Genomic DNA, 21,971 nt, shown 5'->3' with positions numbered 1-21,971 from the left:
CCGTATGACTGCTCTGGCCACTCGGGCGAATACACGGCTCTTCATCGGGGATAGGTCCCACCACAATCGTTAACCAGCGTTCATCGCAAATAGTTGTCGTGCGTCTGTTGACTGATACCAGGAACCGACGCTGGCTCGCCTGGGGGGCGCTGGCGCTCGTCTTCCTGCTCGTCAACATCCATCGGCTCTCCACGGCCGTTCTCTCCGAACAGTTGACCGCGGATTTCGCCATCTCGGCAGCCCAGCTGGGGACGTTGCACGCCTCCTTCTTCGTCATCTACGCTATCGTCCAGATACCGACGGGCGTGATGGCCGACCGGTACGGCCCGCGGTACATCGGTGCCGGAGGCGCGTTCGTGTTGAGCGTGGGCGCTATCTGTTTCACACTGAGCGACGGCTATCTCGTCGCCTTCCTCTCGCGGGCACTCACCGGCCTCGGGAGTGGCGTCATCTTCATCTCCATTTTGCGGTTCAGCGCCAACTGGTTCCGGACCGACGAATTCGGGATGATGACCGGGCTGACCGCCGGCGTCGCTGGCCTGGGTGCCATCTTCTCGACGACGCCACTGGCGGTCGCCGTCGGCCGGTTCGGCTGGCGACCGACGGTCTTCGGGCTGGCGCTTTTCGGGTTCGCCGCGGGTGTCGCCGTCTTCGGCCTCGCGAGACGTTCGCCCGCTGCTGCCGGCCTCGAACCGATCAGGAACGTCCCCGAACAGCCCGCCATCTCGCTTTCTGCGACCGGCGCCTACATCCGCACGCTCCTCGGCGACGTCGACCAGTGGCTCCTGTCGATCGTCTTCTTCTCGGGGATGGGTACCGTCCTGACGATCATCGGACTGTGGGGTGTTCCGTACCTCGTTGTGGTCTACGGTCTCGACGTCACCACTGCCTCGTACTTCACGCTCCTCGGATCGGTCGGGATGCTCGTCGGTTCGCCGACCGTCGGCTGGCTATCGGACCGGATCGGGCGGCGGTTCCTTCCGATGGCCGCAGGGCTCGGACTGTTCGTGGTGACTCTCGCCGTCGTCCCCATCACCGGGAAGCCACCGCTTGCCGTCGTCGCCCTCACGTACTTCCTGACCGGGACCGGTCTCGGGTTCATCGTGCTGGCGCTCCCCATCGTCAAGGAGAAGTATCCCGCCGCGGTGAGCGGGGTCGCCACCGCGACCGTCAACGCGGCGGGCTTTTTCGGGGCAACCGCTCTCCCGCCCCTGATGGGTGTGGCCCTCGATCGCTATCGGACCGGCGATATCGTCGGCGGGACGGTCGTCTACACCGAGTTCGGCTATCGTGTGGCGTTCGCTATCACCACCGTCGCCGTTGCCGTGGCGTTCCTGAGTTCGATGGTGCTCTTCGTGCGGAAACGACGGCATCCGGAGCAATTCCGATCGGAGCGCCTCGACGCCTGACGAGCAATCGACCACCGACCGTCTCTCACGCCGGTCCACGAACCGCTTCGGCCACTCCTTCGATGGTCTCGATCTCCTCGTCGCTGTAGCCGATGAACCGGACGTCCGAGAGCGTCTCGCCCGAGAAGTCGGCTATCTCCTCGCAAATCAGTCGCGCTCCGTCCGCCAGGTCGAAGCCCGCGACGCCACACCCGAGCGCCGGGATGACCAGCGACTCACACCCCAATTCGTCGGCCGTCGAGAGTGCGTTCCTGGTCGCCGCTCGGATGCTCGCTTCGGTCGCTTTGCCGTCCCCGTAGTGGGGCATCGCGGCCGCGTGAACGACGTAGTCGGCGTCCAGATCGAAGGCGTCGGTGATGGCGACCTCGCCGAGCTCGACCGGCCCCCTCTCCATCGCCGCCTCGTTGATGGGGCCGTTCGCTCCGCGGCGGAGCGCACCGGCGACACCCGACCCCATCCGGAGGCTGGTCCCGGCGGCGTTGACCAGGCAGTCCGCCGACTGTGCCGCGATGTCTCCCTGGACGACTGCGAAGTCCATGCGTGGCTGTTCGGTGCGATGACACAAAAACGTCGGTCCGAATGGCCGCCGTCAGTCTTCGTACAGCCAGGCTTCGTCGATGCGCTCGTAATCGAGCAGTTCCTCGTCGTCGAAGAACAACTCGATCTCGCGCCCGTTGGAGCCGGGTTCGGTGTCGGAGCCGTGAATGACGTTCCGACCCAGGTCGAGTCCGAAGTCGCCGCGGATGGTGCCTGGCGCGGACTCGGCGGGGTCGGTCTCGCCCATCATGGTACGGACCTGCTGGGTCGCGTCCTGGCCCTCCCAGACCATCGCCATGACGGGACCGGCCGTGATGAACTCGACGAGGTCGTCGAAGAAGGGCTTGTCCTCGTGCTCGCCGTAGTGTTCCTCGGCGAGGTCACGGTCGATCTGCATGAACTTCCCGCCGACCAGTTTCAGTCCACGGTCTTCGAATCGCCCGATGATCTCACCGATCAGGCCACGCTGGACGCCGTCGGGCTTCACCATCACGAAGGTGCGTTCTTTGCTCATTATTCGCCGCTCCGCGCCTCTTCGGTCCACTCGACGTCCCGGGCTTCGCGGCCCAGGTCGGCGTTCTTCTCGCACTTCGAGGAGCAGAAGTACATCGTCCGACCGTCGTTGTAGACGTACATCGTGCCCGTGCCGGGCTCGATGTCGGATCCACAATAGTCGCACTGACGTGTCTGTGGCATTATTGGCCTCCGATGGAGTCGGCTTCGCGGGCCGTCTCACGCAGCTGGATCACGTCGCCGACCCGCACGGGGCCGAGGACGTTGCGCGTGATGATGCGGCCCTGGTTCGATCCTTCCTGGATGCGACATTTCACCTGCATCGCTTCGCCGTGCATCCCCGTCTTTCCCACGACCTCGATGACCTCGGCGGGCGTCGAGCCCTCCGTTTGTTCTTCCGCGCTCATGGTTCTGGGTTACCGCAGGTCCTCGACCTTCGTGGCGATGTCCTCGACGTCCTCCTCCGCCTCGCCGGCGTCGGTGATGGCGGCGGCCGCGCTGCCGACCTCGAGGCCGGCGGCGGCGCCGAGCTCGTCCTGTGCCTCGACGAAGACCGTCGAGATCCCCTTCTCGTCGGCGAGTTCGGGGATGTGCATGACGATCTCCTCGGGAGAGACGTCCTCGGCGACCACGACGAGCAGGGCGTTGCCCCGCTCGATGGCCTTCGTCGTCTCGTTCGTTCCTTTCTTGATGCGACCGGTGTCGCGGGCCACCTCGAGCGCCTCGAGCGCTCGTTCCTGGAGGTCCGCTGGGACGTCGTAGTCTACGTATACTGGCATGGTTTCTCCTAATTCCTACGAACGGGCTTGCGCTCCCCCGCCGTGAGTGGTCCTGGGGCTGGGAGCATCATCGACCCTCGCAGGGTGTACACGTCACTGCGTTTCCCGTGCTTAAAAGCGTGTCCAAACCCCTGCGGCGTGCGACGGGGCGACAGGCCCCAGCGGCGAGGGGAAACGGTCTTGCGGGCGCCGTCTGAACAACTCGACGATGCTCCGCGAGGTGGCCACCGATCTTCGGGCCGAGGCGAGACGGACGGACGAGCGCCGTGTCCTCGTCCTCGCCGGCGACCGAACGGGCGGTCATCGCGCGGCGGAACGCGCAATCGAGGCAGCCGGTATTCCCCGCGAATCCGTCACGGCGGTCGGAACTGGGGATGGCACGCAGTTCGACACGGTTCGCCAGTCCGCGACCGACTCACTCCTCGGGACGACCCGTGGGGCCATCGTCCTCGACTGCCACGAGACGTGTCGGCCCAACGCCCTGGGTCGGGTCGTCGGGACCGTCGACGGCGGCGGCCTCCTCGTCCTCGTGGTCCCCCCACTCGAGGAGTGGCCGAACCGACGGGACGAGTTCGACGAGTATCTCGCAGTCCCGCCAGCGGCGGTCGACGACGTCGGGGGGCGGTTCCGCGAGCGGCTGGTTCGGACACTCCGCACCCATCGTGGCATTGCTATCGTCGACGTCGACGAAAATCGACTCCTCGCCGATGGGTTGACCCACTCCGCACCCCGTCCAGCGACGCGGTCGCTGGAGGTCCCACCCTCGCCAACGTTTCCCCGGGACGCCTTTGTCGCCTGTCGCACACAGGACCAGATAGCGGCCCTCTCGACCCTCGAGAACCTGCGGCAGGAGTCGACGGCGGTCGTCGTCGAGGCCGACCGAGGCCGCGGGAAATCGAGCGCGGCAGGCCTCGCCGCGGGTAGTTTCGCGGCTGCCGGCGAGGACGTCCTCGTGACCGCACCGAACTACCGGAGTGCGGCGGCCGTCTTCGAGCGGGCCAGCAGACTGGGCTCGACGCTGGAGGTACTGGCCGGCGACCCGGCCGAGCCTCGCCCGCGGGTGCTCGAGACGACGACCGGGGGTCGCGTTCGGTTCGAACGACCAGCACGAGCGACGACCCTCCCCGAGGACCCTGACGTGGTCCTGGTGGACGAAGCAGCGGCGCTGCCGGTACGCAGACTGGAGTCGTTCCTCGACGCCTCCCGGGTCGGATTCACGACGACCGTCCACGGGTACGAGGGCGCCGGTCGGGGCTTCGACGTCCGGTTTCGGGACCGACTTGCCGAGAGCGACCACGCCGTCCACGAGGTTCGGATGGCCGAACCAATCCGCTACGCCCCGGGCGATCCGGTCGAGGTGTGGGCGTTCAACGCCCTCCTTCTCGATGCCAGACCGGCCGTCGACCCGCTCGTCGAGGACGCGCAGCCGCCCACGGCGACCTATCGGGTCCTGACCACCGACGCGTTGCTGGCCGACGAATGGCTTCTCAGGGAGGCCTTCGGCCTCCTCGTCTCGGCGCACTATCGCACGGAACCGAACGACCTCGCACGGCTGCTCGATGCCCCGAACCTCTCCGTCCGCGCGCTCCTGGTGGATGGACACGTCGTCAGCGTCGCGCTGCTGGCGCGTGAAGGCGGACTCGATGCCGAGACGCGAGCGGCCGTGTACGAGGGCGGTCGCATCCGTGGCAACATGATTCCGGACGTGCTGATGAGCCAGTTGCGAGACGAGTCGGCCGGCGAACCGGTCGGGATGCGGGTGATGCGGATCGCCACCCACGCCGCCGTCCGGGACCGTGGGTTCGGCTCTCGCCTGCTGGAGGAGATCCGTGCCGAGTTCGACGACCGGGACTGGATCGGCACCGGTTTCGGGGCGACGCCACGGCTCGTCAGGTTCTGGGCGCAGAACGGTTTCTCGACCGTTCATCTCTCGACGACCCGGAACGCGACGAGTGGTGAGTACTCGGTCATCATGTTCGATCCGCTGTCGGCTGCTGGCGACCGTCTCCACGACCGCCACACGGAGTGGTTCGTAGAGCGGATCGGACCGCAACTGACAGACGTCCTCCGAGACGTCGACGCAGACGTTGTTCGGTTCGTGCTCCGGGCGAGTGCCGCCGACGCGGGGACGCGTATCCAGTCGCTGTCGGCCCACCAGTGGCGACTCGTCGTCGGCGCGGCCTACGGCCCCGCGCTCTACAGCGTCGATCCCGGCCCCTTCGAGCGACTGGCCCTTCACTACCTCGTCGCCGGTTCGTCCGAGCTGCTCTCCGAGCGCGAGGAGCGGCTGCTCGTCACCAAAGTACTTCAGGGACACTCGTGGGAGACCGTCGTGGACCGTCTGGGCTATCACGGAACCTCGGCCGCGATGCGTGCGCTCGGCGACGCCTACCGACCGATCGTCGAGGCTTATGCACCCGAGGCGCTCCTCGACGACCGCGACCGCTACGGGCCGTGACCGGTCGACCGACACGGCCATCTTCGTCGGCCCGTTGGTATTCGGCATGGATCTGCTGGTCGTCGTGGCATTCGCCCTGCTCGTCCTCGGCGTCGTCGCGAGCGTGCTCCCGGTCATCCCCGCCGGCGCGGTGTCGATGGTCGGTGTGCTCACTTACTGGTGGGCGACGGGCCGACCGGGCCCGCTCGTCCTGGCGGCCCTCCTGCTGACCGGTCTGCTGGCGCTGGCCGTCGACTGGGTGGCCGGCATCGTCGGTGCGAAGGCTGGCGGCGCGACGCTCCGGACGAGCGTTCTGGCGACGGCCGTGGGGATGGTGTTGTTCGTTCCCGCCGGTCCGATCGGTCTGGTCGTCGGAATCGGGGGAACGATCTTCGCCCTCGAACTGTCGCGCGGGGCGACGAGGGAAGCGAGTCTGCGCGCGGCCGGCTACGCCGTGATCGGCGTTCTCAGCTCTGCGGTGATTCAGGCGCTCCTCACGGGATCGATCCTGCTCGCGATGCTGGCTGTCGCCTACCTGTGAGCGAAGTAGGCGACCGTCTCCTCGTCGTCGTGGCGGTCGATACGAGCGAAGCCGACGCGGACGAACTGCACCATCGCGTCGGGGTCGTCGTCCCCGACGCCCGGCTCCGCGAAGCCGTGAACGTCGCCGTCGGTCGTTCGCATCCGGACCGGGACGCTCTCGTCTGCTGGCACCCAGTGAACTACGTCCACATCGCCGTCTCGCACCACGTCGATGTCGTCGCCGGTAGCGACCAGGCGCTCGTTTTCGTATCGCACGGCGCCGAATCCCTTGAGCCAGACCAGATCGCCGACCGCCGGGAGATCACGAACCTCCAGGAGGACGGCGTCTCCGACCGGGATCTCGCGCTCCCCGCGATCCTCGTGGTCCGGATGGAAGAGTGGCGTGGCGGTCGATGGACCGCCCTCGACGGGAAGTTCGACGGCGTCGAAGGAGTCCTCGGCGTCCCCGCCCCGCGCGTCGAAGTCGGTCCTGACGAAGAAGCGACGGTCGGTCTCGTCGTCGATCAGTTCGCGGTTGTTCGCGTAGATGCTCGACATCGAGAGGTCGACGTTGCTCGTGGAGGTGCCCAGTTCGATCATGGCGTCGACGATGGCTTCTCCGCGAATCCCGCGCCGACGAACGCTCTGGAGCGTGGGGGCCCGCGGGTCGTCCCAGCCGTCGAGTGCCCCGTCGTCGACGAGCTCCTTGATCGTGGAGGTGCTCATGGTCACGTCGTACTCGTCGATCTGGACGTGCCCCCAGTGGACGACCTCGGGGTACTCCCAGTCGAAGTAGTCGTAGACGAAGCCCTGTCGCTTCGCGGAGTCCTGCAGGTCGATCCCACGGATGATGTGGGTGACGCCGGTGCGGTGGTCGTCGATCCCCGACTGGAAGTCGAGCATCGGCCAACACCGGTAGTCGGCGGCCGTCTCGCGGGGATGCGGGACGTCGATCATCCGGAAGGCGACCCAGTCGCGGAGGGCGGGGTTCTTGTGCTCGATGTCGGTCTTGACCCGGAGGACCATCTCGCCCGAGTCGTACTCCCCCTCGACCATGGACTCGAACTCCGTTTTCACCGTCTCGACGTCTTTGCTTCGGTGGGGACAGGGCTCCCCCGCGTTCTTCAGGTCGGAGAATTCCTCGCCCGGACAGCTACAGGTGTAGGCGCCGCCCTTCTCGATGAGGTCTCGTGCATACTCGTAGTAGGTGTCGAGTCGGTCGCTCGCGATGACGACGTCGTCTGGCTCGAATCCCAGGTACTCGATGTCCGAGAGGATCTGGTCGTATGCGTCGAGGTCCGGTCGCTTCGTCTCCGGATCGGTGTCGTCGAACCGGCAGATGAACGAGCCGTCGTAGCGCTCCTTGTAGGTCCCGATGACTGCCGGCATGCGGGCGTGGCCGAGATGCCAGGGGCCGTTCGGATTCGGGGCCAGTCGCATGCGGACCTCGTCGTACTCCTCGGCGTTCGGCAGGTCCGGGAGCGTCCTTGCATCTTCTTCGTCCTCGGCGTCGAGCTCTTCGACTGCGTCGGGATCGAGTTCGGCTAACCGTTCGCGCTGCTCGGCGGGGTCCATCCCGTTGACCCGCTCGACGACGGGAGCAGCGATTCCGGCAATCTCGTCGCCATGCTGGCGGAAGTCCGGGTTCTCGCCCATTAACGGGCCCATGATGGCGCCGACCTGCGCCTCGCTCTCGTGTTTGAGGGCGTTGAAGAGGGCGTTCCGTTCGGCCTCCCGCTGGATTCGCTCGCGGAGGTCCTGGTCCATACCCCTCTTTCCCGTGGGCGGGAGAAAACTCGAACGGTTCGACCCACGGCCCTGCCGACGCCCACAGTGTTTTCGGCCTGCCGGTCGACACTCCAGCTGTGACCGCAAACGAGCGCGACACGTTCGACATCGGCGGCGAACTCACGGTCAACCGACTCGGATTCGGCGCGATGCGCATCACGGGCGAGGACATCATCGGTCGCCCGCCGAGCGAGCCGCGTGCCCGGGACGTCCTCCGACGGGCGGACGAACTGGGGGTGAACTTCATCGATACGGCGGACTCCTACGGACCAGGTGTCTCCGAACGCCTGATCGGCGAAGCCCTCGACGCGACCCGCGACGACCTGGTCGTCGCGACGAAGGCCGGTATCCTCCGCAACCGGGACGGCGACTGGCTCGCCCACGGCGACCCCGACTACATCAGGAACCAGGCGTTGACCAGCATCGATCGCCTCGGCGTGGACGCGATCGACCTCTACCAGTTCCACCGCCCCGACCCGGACACCGACTTCGAGGCGTCGGTGCACGCGTTCGCCGAGTTGCAGGACGAGGGACTCGTACGCCACGTCGGCCTCTCGAACGTCTCCGTGGACCAGCTCGAGACGGCTCGGGACATCGTCGACGTCGCGACGGTCCAGAACGAGTACAGCTTCGTCAACCGCGAACACGACGACGTCCTGGCGGCCTGTGAAGACGCGGGAATCGGGTTCATCCCGTACGCACCGCTTAACTGGGGGTCCATCGAAGACGAGGCCCGGGAGGCGGCCGAGACGGTCGCCGAGAAACACGACGCGAGCGTCTTCCAGATCGCCCTCGCCTGGGTCCTCGATCACAGCGAGGTGACGCTCCCGATTCCGGGCACCGGTGACGTTCGGCATCTCGAAGCAAACGTCGCTGCCACGGGTATCGAACTGGACGACGCGGATCGGGCGCTGCTGGACCGCTAGCGCCGAACCGTGTACGGGCGACTCTTCCTGGGTGCGTTTCACCCGCTCACTTCGCGAAGACGCTGTCCGCCGTCGCCGCACCGACGACACTGAAGACGGATCCAAGACTGACCGCGTTGAACGTGATCCGAGCGATGCCGATGTCGGTCTCCGCCGTGTCGATGAACGTCGCCGGCGCACCGAACAACAGTGCCAGAATGACCACGGACCCGAACGAGACGCCCATCAGTGAGATAAACCGCAGCGGGATGCCGGCGATCTCCTCCTCTTCGTCCTGGTCGCGGGTGGTATCCGCTTTGTAGAGGGTCGCGTACCCGATGGCGAACACGAGTGCGATCGTCGCCACCGCCTGGGCTACCGACATGTTCGCCGCGAGCGTCCAGACTTCCTCGGTCACGACGAACGGCCCCGCGAGGAGGAACCCGCCGACGACCTGCTGGGCGGTGTCGGCCAGCCGAAACTGGCGTGGCCGACGCGGTCGCCGCAGTTTCATACCCACTCCTACCGATTCCTGGGTGAAATAGCGTCCGATACCGCGAGAACGGTCGAGCGAGTCCTCAGTAGCCGCGGTCGATCAGGTAATCGGCGACCTGTTCGAGTCGCGTCCGTGCTTCGCTGTCGGGGAGCACCTGGAGGTAGTCTTTCCCCTCTTCGACGTATTCGCTGGCGAGCGACCGGGCGTACTCGATGCTTCCCGCGTCTTCGAGGGTGGCGACCGCGTCCGTTATCGCCGCTTCGGTGACCGCTTCGGGTGTCTCGGCCTCGACGAGGTTCTCCACGTCGACGCCGTGCTCGCGCGCGTGGAGCGTGATGATCGTTCGCTTGCCCTCGACGAGGTCGCTGCCGCGCTGTTTGCCCAGGTCCTCGCTCGGCACCGTGAGGTCCAGGACGTCGTCGTGGATCTGGAAGGCCTTGCCGACCGTGCGTCCGTATTCGGTGAGGGCCTGCTGTGTCTCCTCGTCGGCACCGAGCAGGATCGCGGGGATCGCTGATGACGCAGCGTACAGCACCGCCGTCTTCCGATCGATCATGTCCAGGTACTCGTCGGTCTCCACCGTCGGGCGGGTCTCGAAGTCCACGTCGAGGGACTGTCCCTCGCAGATGCGGGTGCAGGTCGAGGCGAGCGTGTCGAGTGCCTCGATGGCGCGGTCCGGGGGCGCCCCCGACTCGATCATGATCTCGAATGCCTTCGAGTAGAGCGTGTCCCCGGCGAGGATGGCGGTCTCGGGGTCGTACTGGACGTGGACGGCCGGGACGCCCCGGCGCATCTCGTCCTGATCCATGATGTCGTCGTGGATGAGCGTGAACGACTGGATGACCTCGACGCTCACCGCTGCCTTCATCAGGTCGATCGGCGGTTCGTCGTCGACGAGTGTCGGAAAGTCACGATAGTCCTCAGTTAGTGGTTCGACGTCGAGGATCGCCTCGCCCGTGAGTAGCAACATCGCCGGTCGAAGGCGTTTCCCACCGGCGTCGAGGAGGTACCGCGACGCCTCGTAGAGTCGCTCTGGTTCGGTGATCGGCAGGTCCGTTTCGACGGCATCGTTGACGAGTTCGCGTCGCTTCCGAACCGCCTCGAGAACCGTCTGTTCACGTGCTTCGGGGGTCATCTCACTCCACGAGCTGGATGCGGTTGCCGTTCCGCGTGACGTGCAGGTCACGCCCCATCTCGTAGCCCTCGCTCTCGGCGAGGTCGACGTACGGGGCCATTCCCTTGAGGTCCTGATGGGCCGGGATGACGTGCTGGGGCTGGAGAGCGTCCAGCATCTGGTAGTGGCCCTCCTGGCTCAGGTGCCCGGAGACGTGGATCTCGTCGTAGATGCGCGCACCTTGCATCGAGAGGAGCTTCTCGGCCTGATAGCGCTGTCCCTCGTTCGTCGGTTCGGGGATGACGCGGGCCGAGAAGATGACCTTGTCACCGTTCTCCAGTTCGAAGGGCGTCTCGCCGCGGCCCATCCGGGTGAGCATCGCGCGCGGTTCCCCCTGGTGGCCGGTGACGATGGGCAGGAAGTTCCCCTTGCCCTCGTTCATGATGCGCTTGAACGCACGGTCGACGCTCTTGCGGTGACCGAACATCCCGAGGTTGTCGGGGAAGTCCACGTAGCCCATGCGCTCGGCGGCCCCGGAGTAGTGCTCCATCGACCGGCCCAGGAGGATGGGCTGGCGACCGATCTCCTTGGCGAACTCGACGAGACTGCTCACGCGGGAGATGTGACTGGAGAACGTGGTCGCGACGATGCCGCCCGAGTAATCCTCGATACTCTTCATCGTATCGCGGAGGTGGAACCGGGCCATCGACTCGCTCGGCGTGCGCCCCTTCTTCGAGGCGTTCGTGGTGTCCTCGATGTAACAGAGCACGCCCTCGCCCTCGCGACCGATCTCGCGGAACCGCTTCATGTCGATCGGGTCCTCGAGGACCGGATCGTGGTCGATGCGTTTGTCGAGGCCGTAGACGATTGCGCCCTCTGGCGTGTGGAGGACCGGATTGATGGCGTCGATGATGGAGTGGGTGACGTGGACGAACTCGAGTTCGAGGCCCTCGCCGATCTCCATCGATTCGCCGCCCGACATCTTGACCAGATCGTTGTCGACGCCGAACTTCTGTTCGCCCTCGATCTGCCCTTTCACCAGTTCGATGGTGTACGGCGACGCGACGATCGGTGCGTCGTACCGATGGGCGAGCTTCGAGAGGGCACCGATGTGGTCGAGGTGGCCGTGCGTCGGCACGATGGCCTGCACGTCACCCTCCAGTTCGGACATCACGCGGTCGTCCGGGATGGCGCCCATGTCGATCAGGTCGAGGCTGTGCATCCGCTCGGTCTCCACGTTGTCGTGGATCAGCACCTTCGACAGGTTGAGCCCCATGTCGAAGATGACGACGTCGCTTCCTGCTCGAACGGCAGTCATCTGCCGTCCGACCTCTTCGTATCCGCCTATCGTTGCGATTTCGATTTCCATAGTTGAATCACTGAAAGCCGCTGTGCGGCCCGCTCAGTACTGAAACTCGTCCCGTGCTCGGCGTCGGCGTCCCCGGCGTCTTGCAGCCGTCGGTCGCCGCCGCGTTGTCGCCCGCGACGGCCTCTTTGCAGGTACGTATGTGTCCATCTATTAAAAAGAGCGGGTTTGTCGCTTTCCGGTGGCCGTCGCCCCGAAACCGTCAGGGGGCCGGTCCAACGAGCGTACCGGCACCCCCACCGGCCAGGAACTCCTCGAGGTCGCCCAGACCGAAGATGGATGCAGGCACCTCGGCATCGAGCAGTGCTCGGACCTTCGCGGCCATTCCACCGGTCACGTCGGTGGAATCGCTTCCACCGAGGACCGCCGCCACGTCCGAATACTGCTCGATACGCGGAACGACGTCGCCGTCGTCGTCGAGGACGCCCGGAACGGTCGAGCACAGGCCGACCCGCTCCGCGTCGAGGTCTTTCGCGAGCGCGACGACCAGTTCGTCCCCGCTGACGATGGTCGCGCCCCGTTTCTCTGTCGGGAACACGTCGCCGTGCAGGACGGGGACGAATCCCTCCTCGAGCATCGTCTCGACGCTATCGGTGTACAGTTCGACGTCGCCTTCGCCGGTTCGATAGCCCGCCGAGAAGGGGCGAACCGGGACCGCGGGGACCGCTGCAGCACCGAGGTCGTCCGTGACTCGTCGCACGAGTCTGCCCATTGCCCGGTGGATCGCACGGATGGACGCCGTGTCGTGGGTCCCGCTGTCCGAACTCACGTCGCGGTCCGCCGCGTTGGGATGGCCGAACGACCCGCCACCGTGGACGACCACGAGGTCGTCGACCCCGGCGTCGGCGATGGCGCTCGTCGCCCTGGAGAGTGCCTCGTCGTCGACCGTTTCGCGATTGTCTTTTTTCGTGACGACACTGCCGCCGAGTTTCAAAATCGTGGTCATGGTTCCAGCCGAACCCCTTCCTTGTCCAGCCGGGCGCGGAACACCTGTTCGCAGTCGGGCGTGTACTCCAGGGCCGTCTCCGTTGCGCTCGATTCGTCCAGGGCGACGATACAGCCGCCGCCACCCGCGCCGGTCAACTTCGCCCCCTTCGCACCCGCCTCGCGCGCGCCCCACACCATCGCGTCCAGCGACCGGGCGGAGACGCCCAGCGCGGAGAGCAATCCGTGGTTGAAGTCCATCAGCCGACCGAGTTCGTCGACGTCGCCCGCCTCGAGGGCGCGCTCGCCCTGACGGACGATGTCGCCGATGGCCGTCACGGTGTCCGCGGCGAAGTCGTACTCGTCTTTGAGGGCCCTGACACCCGAGACGAGTTCGCCCGTGTCCCCCGCACCCCCGTCGTAGCCCACGACGAAGGGGAGATCCGGCGCCTCGATGGTTTCACAGCGGTCACCCTCCACCCGGACGGCACCACCCATCGTCGAGCAGTAGGTGTCCGCCCGCGACGCCTGTCCATCCTGGACCTCGTGCTCGACCTGATAGGCACGTTCGGCGAGTTCCGCCCGGGACAGTTCCACACCGAGTTCCCGGGTACCGGCCTCGATGCCGGCCACCACGACCGCGGCCGACGAACCGAGCCCAGCTCCGAGAGGGATGTCGCTGTCGATGGTCACGTCGAATCCCGCGTTCGGTCTGTCCGCGGCGTCACGGGCCTGGTCGACCGCGGCGTCCACGTAGCCCATCGCGGCGGTGAGTAGCGACTCGGAGACGTCGACGGACGGACTCTCGTCGGTCGAACCGCTGAACTCCACCGTGAACCCGTCGAGACTGAGGTCCTCGGCGTCGATTCGGAGTCTGTCGTCCGCTCGTTCCTCGACCGTCACCGTCGCCCGACGTTCGATGGCACAGGGGACGGCCGGTTCGCCGTACACGACGGCGTGCTCCCCGAAGAGGTAGACCTTTCCCGGGGCGGATGCGGTGGCCATACCGATGGGTGGTCGCCGGTCACTAAAATGGATGCGGCTTCGACGGGCACCACCGGCGCTTATCGGTCTGGCCGGCGAATCGTCGCCTATGCGACCCGTCGTCGACCACGTCCCCTACGCCGTCCGCGACCTCGACGAGGCCATCGCCCGGTTCGAACGAGTGGGGCTTGCGCCCATGTACGGCGGCACCCACGGTGACGGAGCGACCGAGATGGCCCTCGTCCCGTTGCCGGATGGGACGTACGTCGAACTCATCGCCGCGACCGGCGAGGGCGAGCCCGGTTTCTGGCCGGCGGCGATCGAGGCAGGTGACGGTCCCTGTGCCTGGTGTGTCCAGACCGGAAGCGTCCACACCGAGCTCCAGCGGTTCATCACCCACGACGTCCGGGTCGACGGCCCACAGCGAGCGAGCCGTGATCGGCCGGACGGTACCCACGTCGAGTGGGACATGGGCTTTCTCGGCTCCGACGAGCGCGAGGTGCTTCCGTTCCTGATCGCCGACCGAACGCCGAGGGAGTATCGGGTTCCGGACTCGGAGCTCTACGGCAGTCCACTTTCGGGTGTCGGCTGGGTCGTCATCGCCGTTCGGGACCTCGCGTCGGCCATCGAGCAGTTCGCCCGGCTGTACAGACTCCCCGAACCGGAGACCGACGTGGACACCCACTTCGGCGAGATGGCGTGGTTCCCCGAGCAGGCGTTCGTCCTCGCCGAGCCCACCGACGAGCCACTCCTGGATCGCCTCGAGTCGTCCGGTCCGGGACCGGCGGCACTCTTCCTCTCGGCCGAGATGGACCGGGCCACCGACCAGTTCCCGCTCACCGGCGGGCGGTCCCTGTTCGACCGTCGTCTCGCCTTCTTCGAGGGATTCGACCACCAGCTCGGTGTCGTGAGCCGGCGCTGATCGATCGGCGACCGCAGAAAGGACGTTCCGCGCCGGATCAGAGTTCGTCGTCTTCGAAATCCTCGAGCGCGTAGGCGGGTTCGGCCCCGCGGCGGTCGAGGGTCTCGTTGGCCAAAAGCCAGTAGACGACCGAGAGCGCGCGTCGACCCTTGTTGTTCGTCGGAACGACGAGGTCGACGTTGCTCGTGGAGTTGTTCGAGTCGCACATCGCGATGACCGGGATGCCGACGGTGATGGCTTCCTTGACGGCTTGCGCGTCACCGATGGGGTCGGTCACCACGACGACGTCCGGTTCGATGTAGCCGTCGTACTGCGGGTTGGTGAGCGTGCCCGGGATGAAACGACCCGTTCGCGCTCGGGCGCCGACCGCCTCGGCGAACTTCTCGGCCGGGAATCGGCCGTACTGTCGCGAGGACGTGACCAGGACCTGCTCCGGGTCGTAGTTCGCGAGGAAGTCCGCCGCGGTGCGGATGCGGCTGTCTGTCGTACTCACGTCGAGGACGTACAGACCGTCGGTACGGACGCGGTGGATGAACCGGTCCATATCCTTGGTCTTCTGCTGTGTGCCGATGTGGACGCCGGCGCCGAGGTAATCCTCGACGGGAATCAGCAGGTCGGCGTCCTCGTCGGCCATCACGTCCTCTGGCTGTTCTTGTGGCTCCGCGTCCTCGGCGGCGTCCGGCTCGGCTGCCGGTTCCGCGTCGTCGGGAGCCTCGAGGTCGGTGTCGTCTGTTGGTTCGTTTTCGCTCATTGTGCCTCCTCGGCAATGCGAATGAGTTCGTTGAGCTTCGCGGTTCGCTCGCCGCCGACCGCACCCGTCTTGATGTACGGGGCGTCCGTCGCCACGGCGAGGTGGGCGATCGTTGCGTCTTCGGTTTCGCCGCTCCGGTGGGAGATGACCGGGTCGTAGCCGTTTGCGACGGCCATCTCGATCGCGTCGAACGCGTCTGAGAGCGTCCCGATCTGGTTCGGCTTGACGAGCACGCTGTTGGCCGCACCCACGTCGATGCCGTGGGCGAGGCGGTCGGTGTTGGTGACGAACAGGTCGTCGCCGCAGATCAGTGTCTTCTCGCCGACGCGGTCGGTGAGGTCGGCGAAGGCGGTGTAATCGTTCTCGTCGAGTGGGTCCTCGACGTAGACCAGGTCGTACTCCTCGACGAGGTCGGCGACGTACGTGACCTGCTCGGCGGTCGAGCGCTCCTCGTCGCCGTAGCGGTAGACGCCGTCGTCGTAGAGTTCGGCGGCGGCCACGTCGAGGCCGAAACCGATCTCGAAACCGACTTCGTCGGTCACGCGGTCGGTCGCTTCGGCGACGATATCGAACGCCTCCGCGTCGTCGATCGACGGCGCCCAGGCACCTTCGTCACCCTTCGCGGCGGGGATGTCGCGGTCGGTGAGGATCTCGCCGACGGCGCCGTGAACCCTCGCGTTGGCGAAGACCGCCTCGCGGACGCTCGGGGCGCCCACGGGTGCAGCGAGGAACTCCTGGATGTAGGTCGCGTCGGCGGCGTGTTCGCCGCCGCCGATCACGTTTCCGAGCGGGATCGGGAAATTACGACCGCGGAAGGCTCCTCCGAGGTGCTGGTACAGCGGAGCACCGAGCACGTCGGCTGCCGCCTTGGCGACGGCCATGCTGATGGCGACGGCGCTGTTGGCGCCGATGTCGGAGAAGTTCTCCGAGCCATCCGCCGCGTGGAGGGCGGCGTCGACCGCACGCTGGTCGCCCGCGAAGACCCGTTGTTCGAGTCGCGGAACGGCCTTCTCTCGTGCGGCCGCGATGGCCTCGTCGACCCGCAACTCTATCGCTTCGTGTTCGCCCGTGCTCGCGCCGCTCGGTGCGGCGGCACGACCGAACCCGCCCGACTCGGTCAGGACGTCGGCTTCGACGGTGCGGTTCCCGCGCGAATCGAGTATCGCACGGAGGCTGACCTGCTCGATGCGGGTCATTCAGACCTCCCTCCGGACCGTGAAGGGGAGGATCTCTTCGTCGTACTCCTCGGCCGCGATGAGGATCGGTTCGGTCTGGTCGGTGTCGATCAGGACGGGTGCCCCGTAGGAGACCTGCAGGGCCCGTGCCCCGATGATGCGTGCCTTCTCGTACCGATTGTATGTCTGTGACATGCTCGTTATTGGTAGGGTGAGACGACGTCGACCAGGTCGTCGTGTGAGACGAGCATACGGCGACAGCAGTACCGATCCAGTCCCAGGTCGTCGAGTACCTCCTCGGGGTCTTCGTCACCGTCGTGCGTGTTGGCACGAGCCTTGTATTCGTCCCAGTACTCGGCCACCGGATTACCGCACGTGAAACATCGGACGGGTACCATCATGGCTGAATCACCTTAGCGGTAGGATTTCTGGTAGCGGGCACGAGCGCCGGGGCCGCCCCACTTCTTGGACTCGGACTGGCGCACGTCGTTGACGAGCAGTGTGCGGTCGAACGCCATGTAGGCGTCCCGCAGTTCGGCGTCGTTTCGATGCTCGACCAGTCCACGGGCGATGGCCGTGCGGACCGCGTCCGCCTGACCGGCGAACCCGCCGCCCTGGATGTTCACGTCGACGTCGACCTGGTCGCGGAGGTCCTCGTCGGCGATGCGGAACGGCTCCAGCATCTTCAGACGGGCCATCTCCGGTTCGACCAGTTCGATCGGTCTCGAGTTGATTCGAACGCGACCCTTCCCGTCGCGCACGGTAGCGCGCGCGACGGCCGTTTTCTTCTTCCCACTAGTGTTGGTTACCATGTGACGTTCGCTCCCAGGTGGTCTGACACTTCGCCGAGCGTGACGAAGCGGGTGTTCGAGAGCCTGTCGATGGACGTGCCGTCGAGCACCTCGCCGTCGTCGTCGTACGGGTTGTCGACGTACACGCGGACGTTGCTGAACGCCTCGCGACCGCGCTGTTTTTTGTACGGGACCATCCCGCGGATGGCACGCTTGAAGATGCGGTCGGGGCGCTTGGGGTAGGCCGGGCCACGATCGGACCCGATCTCGGAGCGCTTCTCGTACTTCGCGAGGACGTCCTCGGTGCGTCCGGTGATGACCGCGTCTTCGGCGTTGACGACCGCGACGCGCTCACCGTCGAGGGCGCGCTCCGCCACGTTCGTCGCGACGCGACCCATGATGCAGTCGGCCGCGTCGATGACGACGTCGGCGTCGAACTCTGCGAGGCTCATGCGATCACCCGCACGTCGGTTCCTTCGGGATACTGTTCCATCGCCTGTTCTAGATGTAGTGCCTCGCCGTTCGCGTGCTCAATCTTCGTCTTCGCACTCGCGGAGAAGTCGACCGCCGCGATGGTGACCGACTTCTGGAGGGCGCCGGACCCGAGGACCTTCCCCGGGACGACGACCGTTTCGCCTTCGGTGGCGTACCGCTCGATGCGACTCAGATTGACTTCGGCGTGGGACCGGCGCGGCTTCTCCAGCCGCCCGGCGATGTCACGCCACACGTCCGCTCCCGAGTCTCGGGAGACGGATTTAAGCTCGGCGATGAGGCTGCTAAGTCTCGGACTTGTCTTGCTCATGCTACAAACTCCTTGGCAGTAATGAGCTGAATACGGGAGTGCAGGGAGCAGGATTTGAACCTGCGAACCCCTACGGGACAGCGCCCTGAACGCTGCGCCTTTGGCCTGACTCGGCTATCCCTGCACGCCCACGCAAAACGCGTGGTTCGTTGGGCAATACCTCCTTGCCCCCGACCCTTGAAACCAATTTCGATTGCAGGCACCGGGGCAGCCGCTCCTGGGGTCGGGGCGGGCGCCGCGGTCTGGTGGTGGATCGGGGGTGTCATGATTACAGCTGGACGGCCTGCTCGAGCTCCGCTGCGCGGTCCGACAGCGACTGGACTGCGCGGAGTACCAGGGATTCGACGGACATCGAACCGTCCGTCTCGACGTGGAAGACGAACGCGCCTTCGACGTCGCTCACTTCGACTTCCTTGTCCGGATATCGATTCCGGAGGTCGTTGTCGAACGACTCTGCGGGGATCAGCTCGCCATCCTCCTCGATGACGCCGCGAACGATTTCCGGATCGCCGTCACCGTATTCGGCGGCGTCGCCGACGACCTCGACGTGCTGGAGATTGCGGTATCCGATGCCGACGCCGCCCTGGAACTTGGCGTGGTCGCGACCACGACCGAGGACGGCGACGGCCTCGAGTTCGAGGCGCTGGTCCTCTTTGAGCTCGATGATCGGGATGTTCTTGTCCGCTGGCTCGACCATCTCGTCGGCAGAGACCAGGTCGCCCGAATAGGCGGTGCCAGGTCCCTGGACGTCGAGTGCGAGGGTGACCTCCTCACCCTCCTCGAACTCGTCAAGTGGGGTGGTCAGCGGGACCAGCCCCAGGCGGAGTGCGAGTTGCTCGTCGAACATCACGCTCGAGTTCTCGATGAACCGAACGGTGTCGATCGAGAGCGTCGGGACGTCGGCCAGCATCGCGCGTCGGATGCCGTTGGCGAGCGCTGGCGTGATACCGCGGACGAGGAACCGGGCGTCCCGGGCCTCGTGGTCGATGAATTCGACGTCGAAGTCTCCTGCCATGTTAGAATCCGCTGTTTTTCGGCGGGCGGGTGCCGTCGTGGGGGATGGGCGTCACGTCTTCGATGCGCCCGATCTCCAGGCCGGCTCGTGCGAGCGCCCGGATGGCGGCCTGTGCGCCTGGGCCGGGGTTCCGTTGCAGGTTGCCGCCGGGACCGCGCACGCGGACGTGCACGCCCTCGATTCCCTGTTCCTGTACCGTCTCGGCGATCTGTTCGGCCATCTGCATCGCAGCGTACGGGGACGCCTCGTCGCGGTTCTGCTTGACCACCGCGCCACCGCTCGACTTCGCCAGCGTCTCGGCGCCGGTCTGGTCGGTGATGGTCAGGATGGTGTTGTTGAACGAGGCGTGGATGTGGGCGATGGCCCATTTTGTGTCCTCAGCCATGCGAAATCACTCCTGTGCGGATGCCCGTTCCGGGTGCAGTTCGTCCGCGAGTGGGCTGGTCTCGTCGAACCTGATGTCGTCCTCAACGTCGACGGCGACCTTGTAGGACGGGGCACTCACGCGTGCATCGCCGACCAGAATGTGGCCGTGGGTCACGAACTGGCGAGCCTGATCGACCGTGTTCGCCAGGCCCTTGCGGTAGGCCACCGTCTGCAGACGGCGTTCCAGCACGTCCGTCACGTCCAGTGACAGGACGGCGTCCAGATCGTCGTCCTCGTCGAGGACGCCGATGCGGGCCAGTCGGGAGACGAACTCGTCGGCCGACTCCTCGCCGGTGCGACCGAGGAGGCGTCGGGCCTCGCGTCGGTACGATCGCAGTTCGGACTGTGCACGCCAGAGTTCCTCTTTGTTCTTCAGGCCGTAGCGCCCGACGAGGTCCGCTTCCTCGGCGATGCGCTCACCCTGGTAGGGGTGATTCGGCGTCTCGTAGAACTTGGTGTTTTCACCGGGGAGTGCCATTATTCAGTTTCCTCCGCCGCTTCTTCTTCTGCCTGTTCTTCACGGATTGCCTCGACGTTCACGCCGATGGTACCCTCGGTCCGACCGGTGGACTTCGTGCGCTGCCCGCGAACCTTCTGTCCCCGCTCGTGACGGATGCCCTTGTACGATCGGATCATCCGCATGCGGTTGACGTCCTGGTTCCGGGTCAGCTCGACATCGTTGCCCGTGACGTGGGTGGTCTCGCCGGTGTAGAAGTCGTTCTGGCGATTGGCCATCCAGTCGGGGGCGTGGTCTGCGAAGTTCTCGACCGACTCGATGACGTCGTCGATGACGTCGTCGTCGAGTCGTCCGAGGGTCGCGGTCCGGTCGACGTCGGCCGCTTCGGCGATGACTCTCGCCGCTCGTCGGCCGATGCCGTCCATTCCGTTGAGGGCACGCTCGACGGTCTTCGTCCCGTCGAGGTCCGTCTGTCCGATACGGACGAAGTATCGAATGTCCTCGTCCGCTTCTTCTTGTTCTTCCGAACTCATAGTTTGGGTTGTCGGAATGCGTCGTGGCGGGGATTTGAACCCCGGAGGCTTACGCCACAGAGTTAGCAACCCTGCGCCTTGACCAGGCTAGGCTACCACGACGCGCTCGTTCGTTATTTCCGCCCTTGCGGACTCGGGGCCTAGCACCCCTACAGTGCAACGCGGTTGGTCGTACCCTGCGCCGTCACTTAAACCCCTCGAAACACGGGTGTTCGTCGTCGGTGATCTGGTCGGATTTGGAGCACCGAGGTGCCTCCGTCGAAAATCAGTCCGACGCCAGCGGTGCCTCGACGTACTTCTCGTTTCGCTCCCACTCCCCGTCCGCCGTCTGTACCTTGTATTCGCCGTAATAGGGGACGCGGTTCGCGACCGTCTCGCGGAAGGTCTCCCGAATCTCCGCTTTGGTCATCTCTCCCATCGACCGGAGATCGTCGGTCCGGTTGAGACAGCCCTTGAGTTTCCCGTCGTGGGTCACCCGCACCCGATGGCAGTTGGCACAGAAGTCGCCGTTCTCGACGGGATCGACGATTTCAACCATCCCGCCGTTGACGAAGTACCGACGCCGGTGGTGCATCTCTCGCACTTCGACTCGGTCGGCCCGGTCGGTGAGCCAGTCGTGGACGCGCTCGATGTCGATGGCCCACTCCGGTTCGTCGACCAGTTCGGGCATGAACTCGATGAGCTGGAGGCGGAGCCCGTCGTTCTCGGCGACGTAATCGACCATCTCCGGGACGTAGCTTGCCGTGCGTTCGAAGACGACCATGTTCAACTTCACTGGCGTGAGCCCCGCCTCGACGGCGGCTTTCACCCCATCCATCACCTGGTTGTACGCACCGCTTTTGGTAATCTCTTTGAACTCTTCGGGCTGGAGGGCATCCTGCGAGACGTTGACGCGTTCGAGTCCCGCTTCCCTGAGGTCGTTGGCGCGGTCGGGGAGGAAGGACCCGTTCGTCGTCAGCGAGGGGGTTATCGACGCCGGAGTCCGCCGGATGATCTCCTCCAGATCATCGCGGAGCATCGGTTCGCCACCCGTAAATTTCACCTTCTCGATGTCGAACTCTTCGGCGACCTCGAGAAAGCGGATGACGTCGTCTGCCGACATCTCGTGGTCCTGGGCGTCCATCGGACCTCTGGTGTCCCCCAGCCCCTCGTTGTGACAGTAGACACAGTCGAAATTGCATCGATCGGTGAGGGAGATGCGGACCTGGCTCACCTCGCGACCGAATCCGTCGACGAGCATACTCCAGTCTCGGTACCGAATCGTATTAAATTCGGTGGCGTCGTTCGGGGAAACGTAACCATCATTGGTTACGACATCTATGCCA

28 protein-coding genes and 2 tRNA genes are annotated in these 21,971 nt (G+C 65.7%); 5 read left to right on the top strand and 25 right to left on the bottom strand.

Annotated features, from left to right (window positions below):
- Positions 1–98 precede the first annotated feature (98 nt).
- Complete coding sequence (locus tag HSRCO_RS10005) at positions 99–1,409, top strand: MFS transporter (RefSeq protein WP_259517502.1); 1,311 nt, start codon at positions 99–101, stop codon at positions 1,407–1,409.
- A gap of 25 nt (positions 1,410–1,434) precedes the next feature.
- On the opposite strand, the gene HSRCO_RS10000 is transcribed toward HSRCO_RS10005, so the two are convergent.
- From HSRCO_RS10000 to rpl7ae, 5 genes are read right to left on the bottom strand one after another with little or no spacing between them, the layout of a single operon-like run.
- Entirely contained in the window at positions 1,435–1,947 is a 513-nt protein-coding gene (locus tag HSRCO_RS10000; RefSeq protein WP_259517501.1) for a macro domain-containing protein, read from the bottom strand.
- A gap of 51 nt (positions 1,948–1,998) precedes the next feature.
- Positions 1,999–2,463, bottom strand: coding sequence for a nucleoside-diphosphate kinase (gene ndk / locus HSRCO_RS09995; protein ID WP_259519794.1), 465 nt, complete (start codon positions 2,461–2,463; stop codon positions 1,999–2,001).
- Entirely contained in the window at positions 2,460–2,642 is a 183-nt protein-coding gene (locus tag HSRCO_RS09990; RefSeq protein ID WP_259517500.1) for a 50S ribosomal protein L24e, read from the bottom strand. Before HSRCO_RS09990 ends, ndk begins: the two co-directional genes overlap by 4 nt.
- Positions 2,642–2,866, bottom strand: coding sequence for a 30S ribosomal protein S28e (locus tag HSRCO_RS09985; RefSeq protein WP_259517499.1), 225 nt, complete (start codon positions 2,864–2,866; stop codon positions 2,642–2,644). The genes HSRCO_RS09990 and HSRCO_RS09985 overlap by 1 nt, the downstream gene beginning before the upstream one ends.
- A 9-nt stretch (positions 2,867–2,875) precedes the next feature.
- Positions 2,876–3,238, bottom strand: coding sequence for a 50S ribosomal protein L7Ae (gene rpl7ae / locus HSRCO_RS09980; protein ID WP_259517498.1), 363 nt, complete (start codon positions 3,236–3,238; stop codon positions 2,876–2,878).
- A 208-nt stretch (positions 3,239–3,446) separates the two neighbouring features.
- Between rpl7ae and tmcA the strand changes: the two genes are divergently transcribed.
- Together tmcA and HSRCO_RS09970 are read left to right on the top strand one after the other, a co-directional pair.
- Entirely contained in the window at positions 3,447–5,696 is a 2,250-nt protein-coding gene (gene tmcA, locus HSRCO_RS09975) for a tRNA(Met) cytidine acetyltransferase TmcA (protein WP_259517497.1), read from the top strand.
- Positions 5,650–6,216, top strand: a complete 567-nt coding sequence (locus HSRCO_RS09970; protein WP_310795433.1) for a DUF456 domain-containing protein — start codon at positions 5,650–5,652, stop codon at positions 6,214–6,216. The genes tmcA and HSRCO_RS09970 overlap by 47 nt, the downstream gene beginning before the upstream one ends.
- On the opposite strand, the gene HSRCO_RS09965 is transcribed toward HSRCO_RS09970, so the two are convergent.
- Positions 6,207–7,964, bottom strand: a complete 1,758-nt coding sequence (locus HSRCO_RS09965) for a glutamate--tRNA ligase (RefSeq protein WP_259517496.1) — start codon at positions 7,962–7,964, stop codon at positions 6,207–6,209. The genes HSRCO_RS09970 and HSRCO_RS09965 overlap by 10 nt on opposite strands.
- 98 nt (positions 7,965–8,062) lie before the next feature.
- On the opposite strand from HSRCO_RS09965, the gene HSRCO_RS09960 reads away from it, so the two are divergent.
- Positions 8,063–8,911 carry an aldo/keto reductase gene (locus tag HSRCO_RS09960; RefSeq protein WP_259517495.1) on the top strand — a complete coding sequence of 283 codons (849 nt, stop codon included), beginning with the start codon at positions 8,063–8,065 and terminating at the stop codon, positions 8,909–8,911.
- Positions 8,912–8,957: 46 nt separating this feature from the next.
- Here HSRCO_RS09960 and HSRCO_RS09955 read toward each other — a convergent pair whose 3' ends face one another.
- From HSRCO_RS09955 to mvk, 5 genes are all read right to left on the bottom strand, one after another.
- A complete protein-coding gene (locus HSRCO_RS09955; protein ID WP_259517494.1) occupies positions 8,958–9,404 on the bottom strand; it encodes a DUF2391 family protein in 447 nt (148 codons plus the stop codon).
- A 64-nt stretch (positions 9,405–9,468) separates the two neighbouring features.
- A complete protein-coding gene (gene idsA3 / locus HSRCO_RS09950) occupies positions 9,469–10,521 on the bottom strand; it encodes a geranylfarnesyl diphosphate synthase (RefSeq protein WP_259517493.1) in 1,053 nt (350 codons plus the stop codon).
- A gap of 1 nt (position 10,522) precedes the next feature.
- Positions 10,523–11,869 carry an RNase J family beta-CASP ribonuclease gene (locus tag HSRCO_RS09945; RefSeq protein ID WP_259517492.1) on the bottom strand — a complete coding sequence of 449 codons (1,347 nt, stop codon included), beginning with the start codon at positions 11,867–11,869 and terminating at the stop codon, positions 10,523–10,525.
- Positions 11,870–12,068: 199 nt separating this feature from the next.
- Positions 12,069–12,812, bottom strand: coding sequence for an isopentenyl phosphate kinase (locus HSRCO_RS09940; RefSeq protein ID WP_259517491.1), 744 nt, complete (start codon positions 12,810–12,812; stop codon positions 12,069–12,071).
- On the bottom strand, positions 12,809–13,795 hold the full coding sequence (gene mvk, locus HSRCO_RS09935; RefSeq protein ID WP_396266394.1) for a mevalonate kinase: 987 nt from the start codon (positions 13,793–13,795) through the stop codon (positions 12,809–12,811). The genes HSRCO_RS09940 and mvk overlap by 4 nt, the downstream gene beginning before the upstream one ends.
- 88 nt (positions 13,796–13,883) lie before the next feature.
- On the opposite strand from mvk, the gene HSRCO_RS09930 reads away from it, so the two are divergent.
- Entirely contained in the window at positions 13,884–14,696 is an 813-nt protein-coding gene (locus HSRCO_RS09930) for a VOC family protein (RefSeq protein ID WP_259517490.1), read from the top strand.
- Positions 14,697–14,733: 37 nt separating this feature from the next.
- On the opposite strand, the gene rpsB is transcribed toward HSRCO_RS09930, so the two are convergent.
- The 14 genes from rpsB to moaA form a co-directional block, all read right to left on the bottom strand.
- Complete coding sequence (gene rpsB / locus HSRCO_RS09925) at positions 14,734–15,447, bottom strand: 30S ribosomal protein S2 (RefSeq protein ID WP_259517489.1); 714 nt, start codon at positions 15,445–15,447, stop codon at positions 14,734–14,736.
- Positions 15,444–16,643 carry a phosphopyruvate hydratase gene (gene eno / locus HSRCO_RS09920; protein WP_259517488.1) on the bottom strand — a complete coding sequence of 400 codons (1,200 nt, stop codon included), beginning with the start codon at positions 16,641–16,643 and terminating at the stop codon, positions 15,444–15,446. Before eno ends, rpsB begins: the two co-directional genes overlap by 4 nt.
- Entirely contained in the window at positions 16,644–16,817 is a 174-nt protein-coding gene (locus HSRCO_RS09915) for a DNA-directed RNA polymerase subunit K (RefSeq protein WP_259517487.1), read from the bottom strand.
- 5 nt (positions 16,818–16,822) lie between these two features.
- Complete coding sequence (locus HSRCO_RS09910) at positions 16,823–17,023, bottom strand: DNA-directed RNA polymerase subunit N (RefSeq protein WP_259517486.1); 201 nt, start codon at positions 17,021–17,023, stop codon at positions 16,823–16,825.
- Positions 17,024–17,035: 12 nt separating this feature from the next.
- Positions 17,036–17,434 (bottom strand): 30S ribosomal protein S9, encoded by a 399-nt coding sequence (locus HSRCO_RS09905; protein ID WP_259517485.1) that lies wholly within the window; start codon positions 17,432–17,434, stop codon positions 17,036–17,038.
- Positions 17,428–17,865, bottom strand: coding sequence for a 50S ribosomal protein L13 (locus tag HSRCO_RS09900; protein WP_259517484.1), 438 nt, complete (start codon positions 17,863–17,865; stop codon positions 17,428–17,430). The genes HSRCO_RS09905 and HSRCO_RS09900 overlap by 7 nt, the downstream gene beginning before the upstream one ends.
- Positions 17,862–18,215, bottom strand: coding sequence for a 50S ribosomal protein L18e (locus tag HSRCO_RS09895; RefSeq protein ID WP_259517483.1), 354 nt, complete (start codon positions 18,213–18,215; stop codon positions 17,862–17,864). The genes HSRCO_RS09900 and HSRCO_RS09895 overlap by 4 nt, the downstream gene beginning before the upstream one ends.
- Positions 18,216–18,254: 39 nt before the next feature.
- Positions 18,255–18,339: transfer RNA gene (locus HSRCO_RS09890), tRNA-Leu, on the bottom strand.
- Between the two features lie 144 nt (positions 18,340–18,483).
- The gene (locus HSRCO_RS09885) at positions 18,484–19,230 is read right to left on the bottom strand and encodes a DNA-directed RNA polymerase subunit D (protein WP_259517482.1); all 747 of its coding nucleotides are present in this window, start codon (positions 19,228–19,230) and stop codon (positions 18,484–18,486) included.
- A gap of 1 nt (position 19,231) precedes the next feature.
- Positions 19,232–19,615, bottom strand: a complete 384-nt coding sequence (locus tag HSRCO_RS09880) for a 30S ribosomal protein S11 (RefSeq protein WP_259517481.1) — start codon at positions 19,613–19,615, stop codon at positions 19,232–19,234.
- Positions 19,616–19,621: 6 nt separating this feature from the next.
- A complete protein-coding gene (locus HSRCO_RS09875; RefSeq protein WP_259517480.1) occupies positions 19,622–20,134 on the bottom strand; it encodes a 30S ribosomal protein S4 in 513 nt (170 codons plus the stop codon).
- Complete coding sequence (locus HSRCO_RS09870) at positions 20,134–20,646, bottom strand: 30S ribosomal protein S13 (protein WP_259517479.1); 513 nt, start codon at positions 20,644–20,646, stop codon at positions 20,134–20,136. Before HSRCO_RS09870 ends, HSRCO_RS09875 begins: the two co-directional genes overlap by 1 nt.
- 19 nt (positions 20,647–20,665) lie before the next feature.
- Positions 20,666–20,748, bottom strand: a tRNA-Ser gene (locus tag HSRCO_RS09865).
- A gap of 163 nt (positions 20,749–20,911) precedes the next feature.
- Positions 20,912–21,886: a GTP 3',8-cyclase MoaA gene (moaA, locus tag HSRCO_RS09860; protein WP_259517478.1), complete on the bottom strand. Its 975-nt coding sequence runs from the start codon at positions 21,884–21,886 to the stop codon at positions 20,912–20,914.
- Between the last annotated feature and the right edge of the window lie 85 nt (positions 21,887–21,971).

It is taken from the genome of Halanaeroarchaeum sp. HSR-CO, from assembly GCF_024972755.1.
GTDB lineage: Archaea > Halobacteriota > Halobacteria > Halobacteriales > Halobacteriaceae > Halanaeroarchaeum.
The sequence above is the reverse complement of the archived record's forward strand: the minus strand, read 5'-3'. Positions and strand labels throughout refer to the sequence as shown.

Bases quoted from the DNA above. Each gene is read 5' to 3' on its own strand.
- HSRCO_RS10000 (WP_259517501.1), bottom strand. From the start codon at position 1,947: ATGGACTTCGCAGTCGTCCAGGGAGACATCGCGGCACAGTCGGCGGAC.
- HSRCO_RS09990 (WP_259517500.1), bottom strand. From the start codon at position 2,642: ATGCCACAGACACGTCAGTGCGACTATTGTGGATCCGACATCGAGCCC.
- HSRCO_RS09985 (WP_259517499.1), bottom strand. From the start codon at position 2,866: ATGAGCGCGGAAGAACAAACGGAGGGCTCGACGCCCGCCGAGGTCATC.
- rpl7ae (WP_259517498.1), bottom strand. From the start codon at position 3,238: ATGCCAGTATACGTAGACTACGACGTCCCAGCGGACCTCCAGGAACGA.
- tmcA (WP_259517497.1), top strand. From the start codon at position 3,447: ATGCTCCGCGAGGTGGCCACCGATCTTCGGGCCGAGGCGAGACGGACG.
- HSRCO_RS09970 (WP_310795433.1), top strand. From the start codon at position 5,650: ATGCACCCGAGGCGCTCCTCGACGACCGCGACCGCTACGGGCCGTGAC.
- HSRCO_RS09965 (WP_259517496.1), bottom strand. From the start codon at position 7,964: ATGGACCAGGACCTCCGCGAGCGAATCCAGCGGGAGGCCGAACGGAAC.
- HSRCO_RS09955 (WP_259517494.1), bottom strand. From the start codon at position 9,404: ATGAAACTGCGGCGACCGCGTCGGCCACGCCAGTTTCGGCTGGCCGAC.
- idsA3 (WP_259517493.1), bottom strand. From the start codon at position 10,521: ATGACCCCCGAAGCACGTGAACAGACGGTTCTCGAGGCGGTTCGGAAG.
- HSRCO_RS09945 (WP_259517492.1), bottom strand. From the start codon at position 11,869: ATGGAAATCGAAATCGCAACGATAGGCGGATACGAAGAGGTCGGACGG.
- HSRCO_RS09940 (WP_259517491.1), bottom strand. From the start codon at position 12,812: ATGACCACGATTTTGAAACTCGGCGGCAGTGTCGTCACGAAAAAAGAC.
- mvk (WP_396266394.1), bottom strand. From the start codon at position 13,795: ATGGCCACCGCATCCGCCCCGGGAAAGGTCTACCTCTTCGGGGAGCAC.
- HSRCO_RS09930 (WP_259517490.1), top strand. From the start codon at position 13,884: ATGCGACCCGTCGTCGACCACGTCCCCTACGCCGTCCGCGACCTCGAC.
- rpsB (WP_259517489.1), bottom strand. From the start codon at position 15,447: ATGAGCGAAAACGAACCAACAGACGACACCGACCTCGAGGCTCCCGAC.
- eno (WP_259517488.1), bottom strand. From the start codon at position 16,643: ATGACCCGCATCGAGCAGGTCAGCCTCCGTGCGATACTCGATTCGCGC.
- HSRCO_RS09915 (WP_259517487.1), bottom strand. From the start codon at position 16,817: ATGTCACAGACATACAATCGGTACGAGAAGGCACGCATCATCGGGGCA.
- HSRCO_RS09910 (WP_259517486.1), bottom strand. From the start codon at position 17,023: ATGATGGTACCCGTCCGATGTTTCACGTGCGGTAATCCGGTGGCCGAG.
- HSRCO_RS09905 (WP_259517485.1), bottom strand. From the start codon at position 17,434: ATGGTAACCAACACTAGTGGGAAGAAGAAAACGGCCGTCGCGCGCGCT.
- HSRCO_RS09900 (WP_259517484.1), bottom strand. From the start codon at position 17,865: ATGAGCCTCGCAGAGTTCGACGCCGACGTCGTCATCGACGCGGCCGAC.
- HSRCO_RS09895 (WP_259517483.1), bottom strand. From the start codon at position 18,215: ATGAGCAAGACAAGTCCGAGACTTAGCAGCCTCATCGCCGAGCTTAAA.
- HSRCO_RS09885 (WP_259517482.1), bottom strand. From the start codon at position 19,230: ATGGCAGGAGACTTCGACGTCGAATTCATCGACCACGAGGCCCGGGAC.
- HSRCO_RS09880 (WP_259517481.1), bottom strand. From the start codon at position 19,615: ATGGCTGAGGACACAAAATGGGCCATCGCCCACATCCACGCCTCGTTC.
- HSRCO_RS09875 (WP_259517480.1), bottom strand. From the start codon at position 20,134: ATGGCACTCCCCGGTGAAAACACCAAGTTCTACGAGACGCCGAATCAC.
- HSRCO_RS09870 (WP_259517479.1), bottom strand. From the start codon at position 20,646: ATGAGTTCGGAAGAACAAGAAGAAGCGGACGAGGACATTCGATACTTC.
- moaA (WP_259517478.1), bottom strand. From the start codon at position 21,886: ATGCTCGTCGACGGATTCGGTCGCGAGGTGAGCCAGGTCCGCATCTCC.